We start from the raw sequence: 15,606 nt of genomic DNA, 5'->3' as shown, positions 1-15,606 counted from the left end.
TGGTCCGGCTCGTATTTCGCCGGGTCCGTCGGCGGCGCGCCGCTCAGCATCGTGAAGCAGTACATCGAGCAGCAGAACCGGCCGCTCTGATCCTGACTGAGGCCGACAGCGCGGATCCGTGCGCACAGCTGAGGTCAGAGCAGTTCTCAGATTCGCTTCACCACCGGGCTGAGTAGCTGTTGTCGTTCCGATCTTGAGGGGTGCGCGTCGAACGGGAGTCTCGATCGGGTGGTTGCCGCCGGCTGCGGGCATGAAGGCAGGGCCTCTTGGTAGCTCGGGGTTGCGAAGCCAACCGAGATCCAGGAGACCCTGTTGCCGCAGTTCTACGTGCTCGTGCCGGTGGAGTTCAACTCGGCTGCACCGACGTGTGATTGTGTCGCTCACCGGTTCGGAAACGCGGCCGATCACCCGGAACGTGTTCGGCGGTGTCCCTCGGACATGACGGACGCCCAGTGGGCCGTGGTCCGGCCGCTGCTGCCGGTGCCCGGCTGGATGCGGGGCCGGGGAGGGCAGCCGGAGGCGTACTGCCACCGGGCGATACTCGATGCGATCGGCTACCTCGTTGACAACGGCATCAAGTGGCGGGCGATGCCCGCCGACTTCCCTCCGTGGGACCGCGTCTACGCGTTCTTCCGCCGCTGGCGCGACCACGCCCTGGTCAAGGAGTTCCACGACCGGCTGCGCGCACGGATCCGCGAGAGGGACGGGCGGGATACGGAGCCGACGGCCGGCGTGATCGACTCGCAGTCCGTCAAGGCGGACGCCGCCGTCGGCCTGGACAGCCGGGGCTTCGACGGCGGCAAGCTGGTCAACGGGCGCAAGCGGCACGTCGTGGTCGACACGCTCGGTCTGCTGCTGGGGGTGATGGTCACCGCCGCGGACACCGGCGACCGCGCCGCCGCCCAGGTCCTGCTCGGGCAGGTCGCCGACGTGCACCACCGGCTGGAGCTGGTCTGGGCCGACGGCGGCTACACCGGCAGCCTCGTCGAGCACTGCCTCACCGTGCTCGCGCTGGTCCTCCAGGTCGTCAGACGCAGTGACGACATGCGTGGCTTCGTGGTCCTGCCCAAGCGGTGGATCGTCGATCGCCTCTTCGCCCACCTCATGCGCACCCGCCGCCTGGCACGTGACTACGAGCGCCGCACCACCAGCGCGGAGGCGGTGGTCTACTGGTCGATGACCTTGCTCATGACCCGCCGCCTGACCCGGCCACACCCTGCGCGAGCGTGAACCGGCCCGGCTGACCCTCGGCCAGCCAGCCCCGCGCGACCAGGCGTTTCGCCTTCGACCGCAGTGCCTCCACCCGCGCCGGCACCACGTCCATGCCGAACACGGCGGCCATCTCCTGGCAGGTCAGCGGCCCTTGATGGAGCCGGAGACGGTCTGAGAGCATTTGCAGAATGCGCTGGTAGTCCACCGACAGCACCGACCAGGCCAGCCCCTCACGCCACATGGGCACCTGCGACTTCGGCTTCACCGCATCCCGGGGCGGCGAGGGCGCGTCCGCACCCCGCACATCCGGGGTGATCTCCGTGTCGGCGGTGCTGCCGCTGTCCGGAGCCAGCACCGCATCGACCCGCCTGCGGGCGATCACCCACTCCTGCCACTCCAACTCGGCCACGGCCAGTTCGGCCTGGATACGGTCGGCCTCCTCACGCAGCCCGTCCACGCGACGGCGAGCTGCGAGCTCGTGCTGTTCCAGCAGTCCGACAACCGACGGCATCCGCAATCTCCCGGGGAACGACGACACGACAGGTCACGACTCCCACCGAATCACCGCCCCTATGCCTGACCAGCGAAAACACCGCTCTCAAGTCCGGAAAGACAACAGCCACTGAAGCCCGGTGCACTGCGAATAGACCCGGTAGCCCCGCAGGCCGCCCTGGCTCTTTTACCTCCGCCCAGGTCGCCTCCGTAAGTTGTTGGGCGGCCCGGGAGGGCCCCCTCGTCACGCTCGGCCACCCGCCGTGCCGGGACCTGCGGGCTGAAACCGAGCCGGTGCATCAGCCGGGTGGCGCCGGAGACGCTGTAGGAGACGTGGAACTTCCGGCCGATCAGCGTGGCCACCCTTGATGCGGCCCACACCTGGTCCTCCACCCAGCCGTGCGCCGCCGGGCCCTGCTCCAGATACGCGGCCGGCTTCTGAAGACACTGTGGGGACAGACGACACCGCGATCCGCTCGGGCCGAGCGAGGCCAGTGCCTCACGGCCACCGTCCTGCCACAACTGGCGCCACTGGTACACGGACTTCACACTCACCCGCAGCAGCCTGGCCACCTCCGCCGGCTTGACCTGCTGCTCGAACAGCTCGGCCGCCTGCATCCGCACCGACTCCCGGCGCAGCCGTCCCGCAGGAGTCAGCCCGCCCCCATCCGCATATCTCACACCACACGGATACAGCCACTCACCCACGTCCATCAGGGACTTCGCAAGCATTCACCCCGACGAGCTGAAGTCAGTAATTGTGCCATCTCATGACATTGGTTCCTCGCGGTCAGGCTCGGCAGCGTAGGACGTGAGGCGATTGGCGAGTGCGATGACTTGGTCGCGGAGTTCATCGGGGCGCTCGATGACGAACGGCCGGTCGAGTGAGGCGAGTACCGGAGGCAACCAGTCGAGCCGCTCCGCCCGCAGCTCGACGCGCAGCCAGCGCTCGGTCGCGCGGTCCTCGCCGGCCGCGGACTCGTGCTCCTCCAGGCTCGCGACGCTGGCTGGAAGGCGGGCGCGGATCTGCTCAACTGTCCCGTGGATCCGCAAGGTCACCTCATGCCGGTACTCAGCCGTGGCGAACCCTGACAACACGCGCTGTTCCGGACCGGGACCCACTGGCGCTTCGAATGAGCCGGGCAGGGTCCGCGCGTCTGCGATGCGATCGAGCCGGAAGGTTCGGTCCTCGCCGATCTGGGCGTCCTTGCCCGTGACGTACCACCGGCCCGAATGGGCGACGATCCCGTACGCGTGCAGCGTGCGTTCGCTGCGCCGCCCGTCACGGTCGGTGTAGCGGATCGAGACCGGTCGGTGGTGGCGCACCGCATCGGCGATCGTGAGCAGGACCCCGGCGTCCGGGGTGTCGAACTCGCCGGGCTGCTCCGTGAAGGCGAGAGCTTCCAGGAGTGTGTCGAGCCGACGGGCGATGTGCTTGGGCAGCACCCGCCGGATCTTCGCCGACGCCGTCTCGCTTGCCGTGCGCTCCGCCGTCGTCAACCCTGCTCGGCGGCCCGCCACCATACCGAGCAGCACGGCCAGCGCCTCGTCGTCGCTGAGCATAAGCGGAGGCAGGCGGTACCCGGGGGCGAGCCGGTACCCGCCGTAGCGGCCGCGCACCGATTCCACGGGCACGTCGAGGTCGATCAGTTGGTCCACATACCGGCGCACGGTGCGCCCTTCGACGCCGAGCCGGTCGGCGAGTTCGGCCACCGTCCGGGTGCCGCCCGACTGCAGCAACTCCAGGAGTGTCAGCACGCGGGCAGTGGGTCGAGGCACGTTCACAACCTAACGCGAATACAGGACCGATTCTGTCCACTATTTCTCCTAGCCTGCGACGAGCACGCCTCCAGCACAGCCAAGGAGATTCCCATGGACTTCGTCTCGATCCGCATCATCACCAGCGACGTCGCACGCCTCGTCGACTTCTACGAGCGAGCCACAGGGGCGCGGGCGACGTGGGCCACCGAGGACTTCGCCGAACTCCAGACCGCAGGCGCCACCCTCGCGATCGCCGGCACCCGCACCGTCCCGCTGTTCGCCCCGGACTCTGCCCGCCCGGCGGACAACCACAGCGTGATCACCGAGTTCCTCGTCGACGACGTGGACCGCGTTCACCAGAACCTGACCGGCTTCGTTACCGACTTCGTCACCGAGCCCACCACGATGCCCTGGGGCAACCGGTCACTGCTGTTCCGCGACCCCGACGGCAACCTCGTCAACTTCTTCACCCCCGTCACCCCGGCGGCCATCGAAAAGTTCGCACGCTGACGCCACGCACAGTCGCTCACGCGGGAGTGCTGAGATCCCAGGGCTCCCGGTGAACGCGGCCGCCGAGTCCAGGACCGCCACCAGCAGGGGACATCGGAACGCACCGCTGACCCCCGAAGGACGTCTGCGCTTGTGTCTGCGGGTCGACGCCGGACGTCCGATCGCGCACGTCGCTGCGGGAGCCGGGATATCCCGCCGCTGCCTGGCGAAGTGGTACACCCGCTGGCGCGCGCACGGCGAGAACGGACTGCTCGACCACTCCTCCCGTCCCGCCACCAGTCCTGCCCGCACCCCCGAGGACATCGCCGACCTGGTGGAGGTGCTGCGGCGGCAGACCAAGCACGGACCAGCCCGGCTCGCCGCCGACCTACAGCGGCTGCACGGCGTCACACTCGCGCCGGCGACTGTGCACCGCATCCTGGTGAGGCGAGGACTCAACCGGCGCCGGGACCTGGATCCACCAACCGGCGAGCAGCTGCGCGAGGTCATCCGCTACGAGCATGACAGGGTCGGCGACCTGGTCCACGTCGATATCAAGAAGCTCGGACGCATCCCGACCGGCGGCTGGCGGATGCACGGCGTCGGCACCGAGTCCGCCCGCGCCTCCAAACGCACCGGTCCCGGCACCGGCAAGGTCGGATACACGTACCTGCATTCGGCGCTCGACGACCACTCCCGGCTCGCCTACACCGAGGCCCTGGACGATGAGAAGGCCGCCACCGCAGTCGCCTTCTGGAACCGGGCCGTTTCCTTCTTCGCCGCCCACGGCATCACACGGATCCGCCGCTGCCTCACCGACAACGGCGCGTGCTACCGGTCTACGACCTGGGCTGACGCCCTCGCCGCGACCGGTACGAAGCACAAGCGGACCAGGCCGTACACGCCGCGCACGAACGGGAAGGTGAAGAGGTGCAATGGCACGCTCACCCGCGAGTGGGCGTACGTCCGCGACTGCACAACCGAGCATGAACGCCGCGTCGCACTCGCGGAGTTCGTGAACTACTACAACTACGAGCGGCCGCACGCAGCTCTCGGTTGCCGACCGCCCATCAGCCGGACCGTCGGGAGCGACTACCGGATCGTCTTCGACCAGCCGCCCGAACCACTCGCGGACATCCCGCAGCAGCTCACCTTCGAGGACTTCGCGTAACCAAGGTCCCGAGACACCACACCTAGCCTGCGAGGCCCGCCGCACCTCGATCTCCGACAGCACCCACGTCCGCGACCCGGTCTCCTCCAAGAACTCCGCCGTGGGCTCCGGCTGCACCCCGCCCTACCAGTGCATATCCCCGGCCGGGAGCGTGTACCCTAAAACGAACCCGACCAGCCTGCCCTCATCCCGCGCCGTCACCGGGGCGAAGCCGGGCCGCGTGAACTGCTTCTCCGCCCGGCGGCGAAACGCACCCGTCTTCTCCTCACCCGGCCCCACCCCGTAAGCATCCGCGTACGCGTCACACAACTCCTCCAGCAAGGCGGCGGCTTCTTTACCGTCGTGGTGCGCCAAGGACACGTCGTTGATCGTCATGCTGGTCGGGCTGGGAGGCGCCCAGAGCCGGGGACAGGACCGTGCTCGTCATATCGGTGGCGCCGACGGCCCCTGGTCCGGCAGGGCCACGGACCGGGGTTCGCTGGTCCCCGCAGAACGGAAACCCGCCCCTCGCCGCAGCCATGGCGCCAACAACGACACACCTGTCGCTATGCCTTTTCGGCCAATGAAGCGAGCGGCTCGATAACTGGTGGTGCACGACGTGACCACGGGCAAGGTGCAGGCACAGGTGACGTGTGCAGCCGACCTGCCGGGCGGCCCGTCCAAGGCCCGCGACTATCCCGTCGTCGCCTCCGCCTCACCCGACGGCCGCTATGTCGCGGCCGGTTCCATCGCCTTCGGCCTGCAGCGCAAGAAAGGCATCTGCCTGCAGGGGGACGGCAACCAAGCCGCTACCTCTACCCGACGCGGCGGCTGCCCCCGAGGTCCTGCGGGGCGCCGAGGACGCCGATGCCGTTGCTGTCCGACATCCGTGAGCCGTCAACGCTTCCTTTTCCTTGCTGATCGGTCACCAGAAGCCCACGAGGAAGCAAGAGTTGCGCCGGTCTGCGGTCTTCGTCTTCGAGCGAATCAGAACCTTGCTGCCGCTTTTCGTAGTTGAATGGTCGCACCAGGACCAGGCGCATCGCCGCCGTCGATCCGGAGCATACGGGGGATGATCAGTGGACGATCTCATTGCAACCGTCGCCCGGGCGACGGTGGGTCAACTGGGCGCACAGTTCGGGAAGCCCGAGCTCCTCGAGGTACAGGTCGAGACGGCGCTCCGCCGCAACGGCGCGGCGTCCGCGTCGGACCGGTTCGCCGATCCCGTCGCGGTGGGCGGCCTTATCGTGACCATCGCGACACTGGCTTACCAGGTCTACCAGGACCACCGGAAGCAGCATGGGACGCGTCCGAGTCGGAGCACGCTGGTCGAATACATCCGCGTCGAGCGGCGGGCGGCCGGGGAGCTCATGTCCGTCGAAGAGACGATCATCGAGGTTGTCGCCGAAGAGATCGTCACGGCCGCCGACGATGACGAATAGTGCAGGGGCGGACGAGAGACACTCCTCATGACCGGCCGGTTGATCGTCGACCTCGGCGAGGACGGGACGGTACGGGTCGGCGAGGTGGCGCCTGGGGAGCCGTTCGAGCCGGGTGCTCCTCTTCCGTTCGCGTGGCCGTTGGACTCCGACGCGCTGGAAGACCTGCGCTGGTATCTGGAGGACTACCTGCGCGCCCCGTTCGGGGTCTACGAGGACCGCGGCGCTCGGATCGAGGGAGAACTCCCCGGCTGGGGAGCCTCGGTGTTCGCGTCGGTCTTCGGCTCAGGTCCGGCGCGTGACGCCTACGTCCGCCTGCGGACGCGCGGGGACGTGGAGCTTGTCCTGCGGTCGGCGTCCCCGACGCTGCTCGGGCTTCCGTGGGAACTGATGACCGATCCGCGTCAGGGGGCCCCGCTGGCCGTCGAGCTGGCTAGCATGAGCCGGACCCTGTCGACCTGCACTGCTCCGGCCGAAGCGGTTCCCGCTCCCGGCAGCCGACTGCGCATCCTGATGGTGGTCTCGCGCCCCTCCGGGGCCGAGGACGTCGGGTACCAGATGATCGCCCGCCCGCTGTTGAAGCGTCTGGAGGCGATGAAGGAGGCTGCGGAGCTGACGGTGCTGCGACCCCCGACGCTGCACGCCCTCCGCGATGAGTTGGACGCAGCTGACCGGGAGGGCTGGCCGTATCAGGTCGTCCACTTCGACGGACACGGGACGTTCGTCGGCGGACGCGACTTCGGGGGCGGGGAAGGCGCGCTGGTCTTCGAAAGGCCCGACGGCGGTCCGCACCTCGTCCCCGCAGCGGAGATAGCGCGGGTGCTGAACGCCGCGCACGTTCCCGTGGTGGTGCTGAACGCGTGCGAGTCGGGCGCGATCGGCAAGGACCTGGAGACGGCGGTTGCGACACGCCTGCTGAGCGAAGGCACCGCGTCGGTCGTCGCCATGGCCTACACCGTGCAGGCTGTCGCGGCGGCCGAGTTCATGGCGGCGTTCTACGAGAAGATCTTCGCTGGCGGCTCGGTGTCGGCGGCGGTGACGGCCGGCCGCCGGCAGATGTTCCACAGCCCCGGCCGACCGAGCCCCAAGGGGCAGATGCCGCTCCGGGACTGGCTCGTCGCAGTCCACTACCTCGGCCGTCCGGTGAGCTTCCAGCACACGGCGGCGGCTCACGGCGGGAGAACGGCTTCGAGGGCAGACGCCCCGAAGGCGCAGGTGCACCCGCGATCCGCCTCGCCGTTCGAGCCGGAGGCAAGCGTGCTCGACGCCGCCAACGGCGTCTTCGTCGGCCGCGACGCCCGAATCTACGATCTTGAGGCGGCCGCACGGCTGCGCAAGGTCGTCGTCGTCACCGGCATCGCCGGAAGCGGCAAGACGGAACTGGCGAAGGCGTTCGGCCGGTGGTGGCGTGACACCGCGGGCGTCGAGAAACCGGAATGGATCTTCTGGCACTCGTTCGGCCCCGGCGTGCCGGCCGTTGACCTCGACACGGTGATCGCCCCGATCGGCGTTGGTCTCCGTGGTCCCGACTTCCTCCGGCTGACACGGGACCAGCGGCGGGCCGTCGTGCGAAACGCACTGCACGACCACCGAATGCTGTTGATCTGGGACGGCTTCGAGTCGCTACGGACCATGCCAGACCCGGAGAACACCACGCCGATCCTCGACGAGGAGAAGTGCGTCGAACTGCGACAGTTCCTTGACGACCTGGCGGAGAACGGGACCAGCAGTGTGCTGATCACCAGCCGGAGCCGGGAAGACTGGCTGGGCCAGGTCGGACGCGTCCGGGTCGAAGGTCTGGCCCGGCATGAAGCGGCCGAGTTCGCCGACGTGTTGCTTGCCGGGCACCCCACGGCCCTCGAACGTCGGGCCGAAAGATCTTACGCGGACCTGATGGAGTGGCTGGACGGCCATCCGGCGAGCATGGAGCTCGTCCTGCCCCATCTCGACACGGCGAGCCCGGAAGAACTGCTCGCCGAACTGCGCGGCGGCACATCGCACACGGCGCTGAGCAACCGCGGCGAAGAACACGCCGCAGCCATGTGGGCCGACATTGCTTACTCCTACGCCCGTCTCACGGAGACGACCCGCCGCCTCCTGCCAGTCGTCTCGTTGTTCTACGGCGTTGTCGACCTGGCTGTTCTCAGCGCCCTCACAGTGATCCCCGGGGTTCCGCAGCGGTTCGCGAGGGCGACGTTCGACGACTGGAAATCAGCCCTTGACGATGCCACCGCACTGGGGTTGCTGACCTACATCGGCACAACGTTCTACAAACTGCACCCGGCACTGCCCGCCTTCTTGAGGAACGCCTGGCGTACGGAGAATCCGGACACCTACGAGGCTGACCACGAAGCAGCACTTGGTGTCCTGACGCACGCGCATGCCGGCATCTGCATCGCGCTCACTCAGCAGGCCGATGCAGACCAAATGGTGTACGGAATGATCGCCCTCGAACGCCACACCCTGGGCAACTACCTCGGCTACGCGCTGGATCACACCCGCTGGGACGATGCCCAACTCATCCTGCGCGCACTCAAGAAGTTCTGGCGGTTCGTCGGCATCGAAGCGGAATTCGACCCCTGGAGCGAACGGATCATCCGCGCCACCGGCGGACCGGGCGGCACGATTCCCCGAGTCGACACTCCCGCCGGAGACCTGTGGCTGTACACAGTAGAGGGCCGGGCCGGTCGCGACCTGGACCTCCGCCGCCTCGACGAGGCCGAACGCGGTTACCTGAAGGCCGTGGCGGCGATCGAGCTGACCGGCGCCGATGCGGAGCGGCGGCACGGGCTGGACGTCTGCTACCACCAGCTCGGCATGGTCGCCGCGGCCCGCGGTCGAACCGCCGAGGCCGAGGACTGGTATCGCAAGGCGATGGCACTCAAAGACGAGGACGACAACGCGTCGAGCGCTGCCAACACCTACCATCAGCTGGCCCTGGCTGCGCTCGAACGCGGTAACCACGTCGAGGCGGAGGAATGGCAGCGTAAAGCGCTCGCCATCCGGCTGGAGGCCGGCGACAAGACCCGGATCGCAGAGAGCTATCACAGCCTCGGCATGATCGCGGAGTACAAGGATCAGCTGGTGGCAGCTGTGGACTGGTACCGCCAGGCGCTGGACGCCCTGGAGTCCCTGGGCGATCCGACGCGCATGGCGGGTGACATCCGCTCCCAACTCGGCAATGTCGCCATCCGCCGTGCCCGCCTCGATCAGGCCGAAGGGTGGTATCGCGAGGCGTTGGTCATCCAGGAGGCGCTCGACAATCGGCCGGGGATGGCCCACGCCTACCACAACCTGGGGATCATCGCTCACCAGCGTCGACGCCTGTCGGAAGCCGAGGATTGGTACCACAGAGCCCTGGCGATTTATGAGGATTTCAGCGACGACGAGCGCATGGCCACGTGCTACCACCAGCTGGGCACCCTCGCATACAGCCGGAACGAGCTGGAAGAAGCGGAGGACTGGTACAACAAGGCTCTGGCGGTCAAGGAGCACGACCACGCCAGCCCGAACGACCTCGCCCCCACCTATGGCCAGCTCGGCCTCCTGGCCGAGAAGAAGGGCAACCTCCTCGAAGCCCTCACGTGGATGATCAAGTGCGTGGCTCTCTTCGACGAGTTCCCGCACCCCATGACGGGTCCCGCGCCCAAACACCTGGTGCGGCTCGTCGACAGCTGGGCCTTCCCACCGATGGACATGCTCGAGGAATGGTGGGACGAGGTCACGGGAGAGCCGGTGCCGGGCTCTGTGCGGGATTATGTCCAGGCGAATCTTGCTCTCCAGGCCGAGGAAAGGCAGAAGAACCGGACCGCTCCTCCACCAACTCGCAAACCTGAGCGCCGAGCACCGACATCGTCAACGCTCTCGGGGCGCAAGGATTTGGGAGATCTGCTTCTTTCCGTCGGTATCGACGAGTCAATCGATGTCTCCGAGATGTCCGGCTCCGGTCTGACTGCGGTTCTGAGAGAGGAGAACCGCTCCGGTTGGCGACTGTCCCTACCGAAAGGCCGCCGCTTCCTCGGAGAGGAGAGCTGGCCCGTTTATCATCACAACCACTTTGTCGGCTACCTGCTCTGGTGCCGCGACAAGAGCGGTGTCACCGGCTGGGAGATCGCCATGCCGGACGGCCGGTGGGTGGAGAAGGGCCAGGAGTTCTCCGAGACCTTCCGCCAATGGCCGTGGAGATACATCTTTCCCCCGCCGGCCAAGCGGTCGGGCGGCATCGTGCGGCTGTGGACCGATCCCGCCGATCTCCTGGTGGGCGTCGCCGACTGGCACTACTGTCCGCGGACGGCGATCGCCACGCTGTTTCGCCTCGTCGAGGAGGGAATGTCGGCGTCCGAGGCGTCCAGGACCGTCCACCTTGTCGGAAGTGTCGGTCAACGGCTGGTGCGTCGGGCGAAACGCAAGCGCGCGGCTTCGGGCCTCCCGCTGTCGGCGCAGGTGGACGACTTCCTGCCGATCCGGGAGTCCGACTGGGAGTCCGGCCTCGTCTGATGGGACGTCGATCGGCCGTCCGACGACTCGGCTGGATGGCCCACAAACGCCAGAACCGCCAGGAACTCGTCGGCTACCTGTTCTGAGCGGCGCAAAACGCTTCAGCGCGGCGATGAAGTCAACGGTGTTGACGGGGTCGAGCTTCATGGCCGCAGCCCGCATCAATCCGCGTACCCCGCTCGGTTTCCGCGGTCGCGCAGACGCTTCGCCAAGCCCGCGACGTCCTTGAACGTGCGTCCGTGGATGATTGGCTTTATCGGTGCACGTGGCCCCACCGGAATCGGTCCGACTTGGACCCGCATACGTGTTCGATTCCGGCCCGAGTTGGCCCCACCCGGGGCTGTTCAACCTGCTCAGAGGCGGGGCCACAGCAGACCGGAAGCAGCCGTGTCGGGTTTGCCCCGGTGCCAGGTCACGCCGGAGAAGTGGGGCCAGTTGCACCGATAACGCCAGATGATCACGCCCTTCATGATCGGAATGATTGGATCCTCACCCTGCCAGGCATCGGAGGGCACGTGGTGCAGCGTCGTAAGGAAGTCGGCAAGCCGTTCGTGCTCTGTGGCGCCATCCATGCCGATCTTGTAGAGGGAACGTGTCACGAACTCGGGGTCGGTTGGCGAGAGGGCCGCGAGCGCCTGGGCCATCTCTCCGGGATCCCGCCGAAACCCGCTGCAGCAGTTCGTCCGCTTCTGTCGACGTACTCCTGTGAGTGGCCCTGGACACCGCGGTGCGCGGCGCCGCCCGCGAGCACCTGTTGCGCGCCGCCCGAGGCGGTGAGGCGCTGCCGTCCGAGCGGGCCCGCCATGTGCGGGTGATCGAGTACGACGTGCCCGATCGCGGCGAGGTCTCGAGCACAACCAGGCTCACCACCGTTCAGATCCACTGAGCCTTTGCCAACCTGGCTGATCGCCACGTAGGTTGACGTGGGGCCCCGTGCGGGAGGAGGTGAAGCTCCCGGTTGCACCTTCCCTCCTACGGTGGAGACCGTGACCGGAGGGACAGCTGGGGTCATGGCATCCAGGAAGCGCCTCTACGACGCCGAGTTCCGCGAGGGGGCGGTACGGATCGTGACGGAGACCGGGAAGCCGATCCCGGAGGTGGCCGCGGATCTGGGCATCCATTGCGGGACACTGCACAGCTGGGTGTCGCGGGCGAGGCGTAACGGGTCACCGTCGTCGGACCGGCCGGTGGCCGAGCCCTCGCCCGGTGGCCGGCTGCGGGAGAGTGAGCGCGCGGAGCCGGACCGGCTGCGGGCCGAGACCGGGGAGAAGGACAAGCGCATCCGCGAGCTGGAGATGGAGCTTCCCAATCTTGTTGTCAAGCCGCCGCGACAGCTGGTTGTGCGGGCTGGTAGCACTCTCCGTCACGGATCATCGCCCACAGGACGTTGACGCGGCGGCGGGCGAGGGCCAGCAGCGCCTGTCTGTGACTCTTGCCCTCGTTGCGCTTGCGGTCGTAGTACGCCTTGGACGCGGGGCAGCACTTCAGGCTGACCATGACCGACAGGTACATGGCTCGCAGTAGCCCGCGGTGGTATCGCCGAGGCCGGTGCAGATTGCCGCTGACGCGGCCGGAGTCACGGGGGCTGGGGGCCAGGCCGGCGAAGCCGGCCAGCCGGTCAGCGGTGCCGAAGGCATCCATCTCGCCGCCGGTCGCGGCGATGAACCCGGCGCCGAGCCGGGGGCCCGTCCCCGGCAGGCTGCGTATCACCGCGGCATGCGGGTGTTCGCGAAACCGGGCCTCGGTCAGAGCATCGAGTTCGGCGATCTCCTCGTCGAGGGCCATCACCCCCTTCGCCAGCCGGAGCACCATCGCCGCGGCCGGCGTCTCGCCGGGCAGCGCGGTGTGCTGGGCCCGGGCGGCCCCCACCACGGACTTCGCGAGAGCAGCGGCACGGTGGACCTTGCGGTTCTTCAGCCGGTTTTCGAGCCGTTTGGCGCCGGCGCGGCGGATGGCGGCCGGGGGCTGGTAGCCGGTGAGCAGGGTGATCGGACCCTTGTTCGTCAGATCCAGAGCACGCTCCAACGCTGGGAAGATCTCGACCAGTTGTGCGCGGAGCCGGTTGATCTGCCGGGTCCGGTCGAAGACCACGTCGAGGCGGCGGGTGGTGAGGGTGCGCAGGTCGACGGCGATCTCATCGCCGGGCCGGAGCAGGCCGAGGTCGCGGCGGACGCGGGCCTGGTCGGCGATCACGAAGGCGTCTTTGGCGTCGGTCTTGCCTTCGCCGCGGTAGGTGCCAGAAGCGTGGTGAACGGCCAGACCGGTGAGGTAGGCGACGGGCTGACCGTGGTTGACCAGCAGACCGATCAGCAGCGCGGCACCGCCGTGGTTGAGGTCGACGGCCCACAGTACGTCACGGGATATCTCCAGGACGTCGCCAATGAGCTGCAGCAACTCGGCCTCGTCGTTAAGGACCCGGCGGGACAGCAGACGGGTGCCGTCCGCGTTGATCACCAGGCAGTGGTGATGCGTCTTGCCGATGTCCGGTCCGGCCCAGATCTTCGGCACATCTCCTCCGTGAGCTCGTCGTACACAGTTTCCGCAGACGGCCTCGCCGGCGTTGCCCTACGAAGCGATCGAGTCGCAGTTCCCGATTGGCGGTCGAGTCGTCGCAGGACCCCGGGCGGCCAAGCTCCATAAACCATCCAAGTGGCACAGCGTGATGTCAGCCATACCCCGGGTCCCCGGGTCCGCCGATCTTACGAATGACCGGCTCAGACCCGAGAAAAAGGTAGGGCGTGATGTCCTCAAGCGATCCGTGGCCTTGTGGGTGAAGCGGCTGAGGCGGACCCGGCCGTCGCGGTCGGGGTGATCAGCAGCTGCAAGGCCGAGGAGGGCATACCGCATCGCGTCGCTTGCCGGGCTCTGGGGTGTCGGAGTCGTGGTACTACAAGTGGCGCGACCGTGCGCCGACCGAAACACCCGGCTACGGCCGTGAGCGGTGGGCGTCGACCCCGACTCAGGCCGCCGGATCAGCCGTGGTCAGGGAACCGCAGGGCGTTCGCCCAGAGCCGGGTGACCGTGGAGACGAGTTCCTCGAAGTCCACCGGCGTGCCTTCTTCTTGCCCCTCGCCGAGCACGAAGGCGTTGTAGGCCATGACGCTGACCATGCCGGACAGCGCACGGGAGGCCAGCATCGGATCGACCTCGCGGTCTGCGACACCGCGCGCTTGCAGGTCGGCGATGCCACGTGCATTGCGGCGGATGAACGCGTCGGCGCGCCGGCTTCGGAACGTACGGAACTCCGGCTCCACTTGCGCGACCTGCTCAAGCAGTGCCATCAGCTTCGCGTTGCGCTTGTACGCCTGGAGATACGCGCGATTGCTCGCCTTGAGTACCGCATAGGGATCGTCGGCATCCTCCACCCGGGCCATGCCGGGGTGGAGCATGTCCTCCTGCGCCTCCAGGAGGACAGCGGCCAGCACCTCTTCCTTGTTGGTGAAATAGGTGTAGAACGATCCCGCCGCACACCGAGCCTCTTTGGTGATGTCGGTCAGGCGGGTGTCGAGGTAACCGTCCCGTTCGAACACCTTCCGCGCGGCCTTCACCAGAGCGGCCCGTGTCCGCGCTCCGCGCTGCGTCGCGGGTGGCTCGCGAAGATGCGAGAGGGGCGCCATGGGGGGTGCCTTCTCGCCGTCGATCTCCTCGGCCGCGGTGGTGTCCATCGCGGCAACTTTACTTGAATCCGACGCCATGGTCACAAAAAACTGCCGCCGCCGAAGAAGAGATGCTCTCCATGGGTCAGGCACTGATCCCGAAGCGTTCGGCGAGTTGGCGCCGGGTGTCGGCAGCGCTGGTGTGCAGTACGCCGCCGATTCCGATCCGCGCCGCTCCGTCGAGATTCTGCTGCAGATCGTCGATCATGACCGCCTCCTCGGGGTCGACGCCGAGACGTTCACACGCGATCGCGTAAATCCGTCGGGAGGGTTTGCGGATGCCGACCTCGGCGGAAATGACGACCGCGTCGGCAACAGCGTCGAGGTCGACGCCGTCGTAGGTGCCCGTGCCGAAAGAATTGGACACGAGCGCGACGGGATGGCCCGCGACTCGAAGATCACCGAGCAGCGCGAGCGTGTCCTGGTCGATCGACATGCCGGCTTGCATCCGGGCCGTGAGCCCCTCGGCCGATACGTCCGCGCCGTGGACGCGGAGACGGTCGGCGAAGCCTCGCTCGAAGGCTTCGGCGTCGATCCGGCCGCACTCATGGTCGGCCAGGAGTGTGCGTGTCGGCCGGTCCCGGCTGAGGAGCTCCAGCGGCAGACGCGGGTCGCCGCCGAGCGAGGCTCCGAAGTCGGTGAAAGCCCGCAACACACTTGAGGTGATGACACCGCCGAAGTCCACCAAGACCGCGGTTCGGGTCTTCTCCGCGCCGTTCGACAAGGTATCCACGCTCAGACGACCTCGAACAGTCCGGCCGCACCCATTCCGCCGCCGACACACATCGAGATCACCACATGTCTGACCCCTCGGCGTGAACCGTTCCGGGTTCGGTAGAGATCTCAGATGTTGGTTGTGACCTGGGGTTTCGTGGTTGCGAGGTAGTGGTTGTTCTCGTATTCGATGGGC

Annotated in this window: 16 protein-coding genes; 8 read left to right on the top strand and 8 right to left on the bottom strand. The window is 67.7% G+C overall.

Annotation, left to right across the window (positions count from 1 at the left end):
- A partial coding sequence (locus ACIQGV_RS40405) for a transposase (RefSeq protein WP_402504432.1) occupies positions 1 to 90 on the top strand: 90 nt, incomplete at its 5' end.
- Between the two features lie 348 nt (positions 91 to 438).
- Positions 439 to 1,230 (top strand): IS5 family transposase, encoded by a 792-nt coding sequence (locus ACIQGV_RS40400; RefSeq protein WP_402504685.1) that lies wholly within the window; start codon positions 439 to 441, stop codon positions 1,228 to 1,230.
- Here ACIQGV_RS40400 and ACIQGV_RS40395 read toward each other — a convergent pair.
- From ACIQGV_RS40395 to ACIQGV_RS40385, 3 genes are all read right to left on the bottom strand, one after another.
- A complete protein-coding gene (locus tag ACIQGV_RS40395) occupies positions 1,187 to 1,723 on the bottom strand; it encodes a hypothetical protein (protein ID WP_402504683.1) in 537 nt (178 codons plus the stop codon). The two genes, ACIQGV_RS40400 and ACIQGV_RS40395, sit on opposite strands and share 44 nt — an antisense overlap.
- Positions 1,724 to 1,782: 59 nt before the next feature.
- A complete protein-coding gene (locus ACIQGV_RS40390; RefSeq protein ID WP_402504681.1) occupies positions 1,783 to 2,322 on the bottom strand; it encodes a transposase in 540 nt (179 codons plus the stop codon).
- Positions 2,323 to 2,472: 150 nt separating this feature from the next.
- Positions 2,473 to 3,483, bottom strand: coding sequence for a helix-turn-helix transcriptional regulator (locus tag ACIQGV_RS40385; protein ID WP_402504679.1), 1,011 nt, complete (start codon positions 3,481 to 3,483; stop codon positions 2,473 to 2,475).
- 93 nt (positions 3,484 to 3,576) lie between these two features.
- Here ACIQGV_RS40385 and ACIQGV_RS40380 point away from each other — a divergent pair, with 93 nt between their 5' ends.
- Both ACIQGV_RS40380 and ACIQGV_RS40375 read left to right on the top strand, forming a co-directional pair.
- Positions 3,577 to 3,975: a VOC family protein gene (locus tag ACIQGV_RS40380; protein WP_402504677.1), complete on the top strand. Its 399-nt coding sequence runs from the start codon at positions 3,577 to 3,579 to the stop codon at positions 3,973 to 3,975.
- Between the two features lie 49 nt (positions 3,976 to 4,024).
- Complete coding sequence (locus tag ACIQGV_RS40375; RefSeq protein ID WP_402504675.1) at positions 4,025 to 5,125, top strand: IS481 family transposase; 1,101 nt, start codon at positions 4,025 to 4,027, stop codon at positions 5,123 to 5,125.
- A 123-nt stretch (positions 5,126 to 5,248) separates the two neighbouring features.
- Here ACIQGV_RS40375 and ACIQGV_RS40370 read toward each other — a convergent pair whose 3' ends face one another.
- Positions 5,249 to 5,500, bottom strand: a complete 252-nt coding sequence (locus ACIQGV_RS40370) for a hypothetical protein (RefSeq protein WP_402504673.1) — start codon at positions 5,498 to 5,500, stop codon at positions 5,249 to 5,251.
- 683 nt (positions 5,501 to 6,183) lie between these two features.
- Between ACIQGV_RS40370 and ACIQGV_RS40365 the strand changes: the two genes are divergently transcribed.
- Both ACIQGV_RS40365 and ACIQGV_RS40360 read left to right on the top strand, forming a co-directional pair.
- Positions 6,184 to 6,546 (top strand): hypothetical protein, encoded by a 363-nt coding sequence (locus ACIQGV_RS40365; protein WP_402504671.1) that lies wholly within the window; start codon positions 6,184 to 6,186, stop codon positions 6,544 to 6,546.
- Between the two features lie 27 nt (positions 6,547 to 6,573).
- Complete coding sequence (locus ACIQGV_RS40360) at positions 6,574 to 11,040, top strand: tetratricopeptide repeat protein (RefSeq protein WP_402504669.1); 4,467 nt, start codon at positions 6,574 to 6,576, stop codon at positions 11,038 to 11,040.
- 353 nt (positions 11,041 to 11,393) lie between these two features.
- Here the strand turns inward: ACIQGV_RS40360 and ACIQGV_RS40355 are convergent, their stop codons facing one another.
- Positions 11,394 to 11,684 carry a hypothetical protein gene (locus ACIQGV_RS40355; protein WP_402504667.1) on the bottom strand — a complete coding sequence of 97 codons (291 nt, stop codon included), beginning with the start codon at positions 11,682 to 11,684 and terminating at the stop codon, positions 11,394 to 11,396.
- Positions 11,685 to 11,749: 65 nt separating this feature from the next.
- Between ACIQGV_RS40355 and ACIQGV_RS40350 the strand changes: the two genes are divergently transcribed.
- Together ACIQGV_RS40350 and ACIQGV_RS40345 are read left to right on the top strand one after the other, a co-directional pair.
- Positions 11,750 to 11,926, top strand: coding sequence for a hypothetical protein (locus ACIQGV_RS40350; protein WP_402504665.1), 177 nt, complete (start codon positions 11,750 to 11,752; stop codon positions 11,924 to 11,926).
- Between the two features lie 124 nt (positions 11,927 to 12,050).
- A complete protein-coding gene (locus tag ACIQGV_RS40345; RefSeq protein ID WP_402504663.1) occupies positions 12,051 to 12,431 on the top strand; it encodes a transposase in 381 nt (126 codons plus the stop codon).
- On the opposite strand, the gene ACIQGV_RS40340 is transcribed toward ACIQGV_RS40345, so the two are convergent.
- The 3 genes from ACIQGV_RS40340 to ACIQGV_RS40330 form a co-directional block, all read right to left on the bottom strand.
- Positions 12,358 to 13,548: an IS110 family transposase gene (locus ACIQGV_RS40340; protein ID WP_402504661.1), complete on the bottom strand. Its 1,191-nt coding sequence runs from the start codon at positions 13,546 to 13,548 to the stop codon at positions 12,358 to 12,360. The two genes, ACIQGV_RS40345 and ACIQGV_RS40340, sit on opposite strands and share 74 nt — an antisense overlap.
- Before the next feature lie 464 nt (positions 13,549 to 14,012).
- Entirely contained in the window at positions 14,013 to 14,705 is a 693-nt protein-coding gene (locus tag ACIQGV_RS40335) for a TetR/AcrR family transcriptional regulator (protein ID WP_402504659.1), read from the bottom strand.
- Positions 14,706 to 14,781: 76 nt separating this feature from the next.
- Positions 14,782 to 15,429 (bottom strand): HAD family hydrolase, encoded by a 648-nt coding sequence (locus ACIQGV_RS40330; RefSeq protein ID WP_402504657.1) that lies wholly within the window; start codon positions 15,427 to 15,429, stop codon positions 14,782 to 14,784.
- Between the last annotated feature and the right edge of the window lie 177 nt (positions 15,430 to 15,606).

The organism is Streptomyces sp. NPDC093094 (genome assembly GCF_044754345.1).
Classification (GTDB): domain Bacteria; phylum Actinomycetota; class Actinomycetes; order Streptomycetales; family Streptomycetaceae; genus Streptomyces.
Note: the sequence above shows the minus strand (reverse complement) of the source record. Positions and strands in the feature narration are given on the sequence as shown.